Annotated in this window: 3 protein-coding genes; 1 reads left to right on the plus strand and 2 read right to left on the minus strand. The window is 49.3% G+C overall.

What is annotated here, in order from left to right:
- Window positions 1-61: 61 nt before the first annotated feature.
- Window positions 62-955, minus strand: coding sequence for a LysR family transcriptional regulator (locus tag FN633_RS03785; RefSeq protein ID WP_154056802.1), 894 nt, complete (start codon window positions 953-955; stop codon window positions 62-64).
- A 169-nt stretch (window positions 956-1,124) separates the two neighbouring features.
- On the opposite strand from FN633_RS03785, the gene FN633_RS03790 reads away from it, so the two are divergent.
- Window positions 1,125-2,333 carry an MFS transporter gene (locus FN633_RS03790; RefSeq protein ID WP_154056803.1) on the plus strand — a complete coding sequence of 403 codons (1,209 nt, stop codon included), beginning with the start codon at window positions 1,125-1,127 and terminating at the stop codon, window positions 2,331-2,333.
- A gap of 311 nt (window positions 2,334-2,644) precedes the next feature.
- On the opposite strand, the gene FN633_RS03795 is transcribed toward FN633_RS03790, so the two are convergent.
- Window positions 2,645-3,079, minus strand: coding sequence for a hypothetical protein (locus FN633_RS03795; RefSeq protein ID WP_243731472.1), 435 nt, complete (start codon window positions 3,077-3,079; stop codon window positions 2,645-2,647).
- Window positions 3,080-3,107 lie beyond the last annotated feature (28 nt).

Genomic DNA, 3,107 nt, shown 5'->3' on the forward strand with positions numbered 1-3,107 from the left:
TGGTAAGTGCTCAGGGCGAGCGATCTGCCTCAGTAAATAAAAAAGCATGGGCCATTGATGTTCATGGCATCATCAGTTGATCTTTATGCTTATCGAATACGGCAATTAAATGATCGGCGACAGCCCTGACTCGACGTGAACCCGCTAAGTCTGAATGCATAACCAGCCATAACGTTTGATCCGCACCGGTTTCAGGCTGGACGCATTGCAGCCCGCTGGCCCTCGCCATAAAGTGTGGCAGAATACCTAAACCCAGCCCTGATGAAACCGCAGATACCTGTGCCACCAGCGTATTGGCTTCCACTCGGCATGGCCTGCCCCGAAGCATCCTCGTTACCCAGCGCGCAGCAGGCAAGTGCTGGTGCGATTCAGACCAACCTACATACTGAGCATTGCTTAGCGCTAAACCAGCGGGTACGCCTCCCAACTCATCGAGATACGTTTTTGCGCCATAGAGACCAAAACCTACCGTTCCCAGCCGCTTTAACGTCAGATTACCGCTGTCTGGCTTGACCATGCGAATTGCCATATCGGCATCTCTACGATGTAGATTGACTGACGGCACACCGCTGAGTACCTCTATCCGCAGCTCCGGATAGGTATCCAGAATCCCTTTCAGAGAAGGCAGAATAAAATGCGTGGCCAGATTATCCGATGTAGCGAGTCGGACAAGCCCGGCAACGTTACCCTGTAGATTCGCCGTCTCGCCAAAAGCAAGGCCAGCGTATTCCAGCGCCTCTGCCCGCTCCAGCAGGGCTTCGCCATCATCTGTTAGCCGATATCCGCTCTGATGCCTGCTAAAAAGCGGTACTCCCAGCGATTGCTCAAGCCGATCTAACCTTCTGGAAATGGTTGCAACCCCAATACTCATTGCCTCAGCGGCACCACTCAGCGTACCCGAACGGGCGATCGCCAGGAAAACACGCGTGTCATCCCAATTGAACTCAGTCTTCATCTTATTTCCGATTATGGAAAACGACTCTCCGTTTTCAGCTCTTTTTTATCACTTTCGTAAGGATGATACTTCAATCCACGCAAGGAGATAAACATGCGAACACCTTATCTCGGTGTTTCAGATCGTTTCCCGCAAAAAACCTTCCACCCTTTTTTAAGAGCTTTTATCTATGAATGACACCGTTTTACATGTAAGCCCGGTGCCCGCCCGCGCCTGGCTGGCAGTTGCTGCGCTCGGGATCAGCGCCTTTTCGATTGTGACCAGCGAGCTTGCTCCCGTTGGCATGCTGAGTATGCTTGCCAGAGATCTCAATCAAACTGAGTCTGGGGCGGGTCTTGTCGTGACAGCATATGGATGGGTTGGCGCGCTTGCAGCACTTCTTTCCGGAGTTATACCGGCGCGCTTTTCCCGTAAGGCTCTGCTTGTTGGCCTGATGCTGATCCTTGCCCTTTCCTGTATGGTGGCGACCCTCTCCCACTCAATGACCGCATTTATGAGTGCGCGCATGGCAGGGGCACTGGCACACGGTGCTTTCTGGGCATTAATTGGTGTAGTGGCGACACAGATTGTTCCAGCAGAAAAGCTTGGTCTGGCGACATCAATCATTTTTGGCGGTGTGTCAGCTGCCAGCGTTCTGGGTGTGCCCTTGGCTAGTTTTATTGCAAATATAGCCGGATGGCGTAGTGCATTTGCGGTGATCTCCCTGCTGTCACTTGTCACCGCCTGTGCTCTATTCTGGACGCTCCCCACACTGGCGACGCTTCAGCCTCTTGGGCTGCGTGCTTATTGCGGGATATTTAAAAAACAGGTGATCCTTTCCCTCTATGGTGCCACGGCCTGCATTATTTCTGCTCACTTCGCGGTATTTACCTACGTTGAGCCGCTGCTGACGAAGGCGCAGGGCGTGCCCACAGCGTCCATTTCTGGTCTGCTGCTGACCTCAGGACTCTCCGGTCTGGTGGGAAACATCATTGCCGGTAAGCTGATAGATCGTCATGTAAAAGGGTTGATACTCATCTCTCTGCTACTGAGTACGGGCGCGCTCGCCATCTTTGGTATAAAGAGCATCGCCCCCCTTCCTTTTTGGTCAACAGGTATGCTGCTCGCCATATGGAGTGCGGGTATCGCCATTGTATTCGTTGGGTTGCAGACATGGCTGCTTCGTAGCGCCGGAGATGCTGCACAACCGGCGTCTGCCATTTACGTTGCAATCTTTAACGCCGCCATCGGTACTGGGGCGCTTGCCGGAGGCCAGGCGCTCGCTGTATTGGGTTTTCAGGGCATAGCCTTACTCGCTGCGGGCGTCATTGGATGCAGCATCATGCTTGTCGCATTGCTTAAAAGCCCTGAACGCGTTGCGGGAGAAGCTCACTCATAACCTCGATTTGAGTAGAACACTGTAAAGCAAGTTCAAGTGCAAGCTAATGAAGTCTGCATTGATGTCTGCTTTGTACCAGAGGCGGACTTTTCCTATATTGTGCAATAATCATTTTCTAGATAATGTTACTGCATGTGGTTAACTTCTATACTCCCGCAATATGGCGCGTAGCTATTTTTAACTGCTTGCGCCATATTCGATTATGTAACGTCAGGACTATTGATCGATAGAAAATGGAAGAATTCATCCACATCATATTGAGACATAGAAATCCCAACCCTAAAACAGACGTTATTTGCGGCGTATAATTATCAATAGAATCGAATATGAATAAAGACCAAGCATAGATAAAAATAAACAACAGCTATCATTCCTGTTAGAGCAATAATAGCAAGGTATAATTTATATCCAATCAATGAGCCCCGCGCAGTCAGTAGCATAGCACTCATAATAACCACACAATAAAAAACTGCCGCAAAAAACACGCCCATTAATACCTTATACTCAGGTAGATTCAACCAATGAAATAGCAGCACCCAGACAGAAACCTGTGACATCGCATAGCAAAATATTGCAAGTATCGTGCTGATACCTAAAGGAATTCCTGTCATATATATTCCAACAGGTGCGCCGAGTCGGCTTTTTAACCGCTCTTTTAGTAACTCAAGCCGTTGCGAATCGTTAGTCGCCATTTTTTTTGTTATGAAAGCACTTAACACAAGGCTCTTTTTGATATATCTCATCATAACCTAGTCACTAATTTCCTATGTATAA

The sequence above is a fragment of the Pseudescherichia vulneris genome (genome assembly GCF_902164725.1).
Taxonomy (GTDB): Bacteria; Pseudomonadota; Gammaproteobacteria; order Enterobacterales; family Enterobacteriaceae; genus Pseudescherichia; species Pseudescherichia vulneris.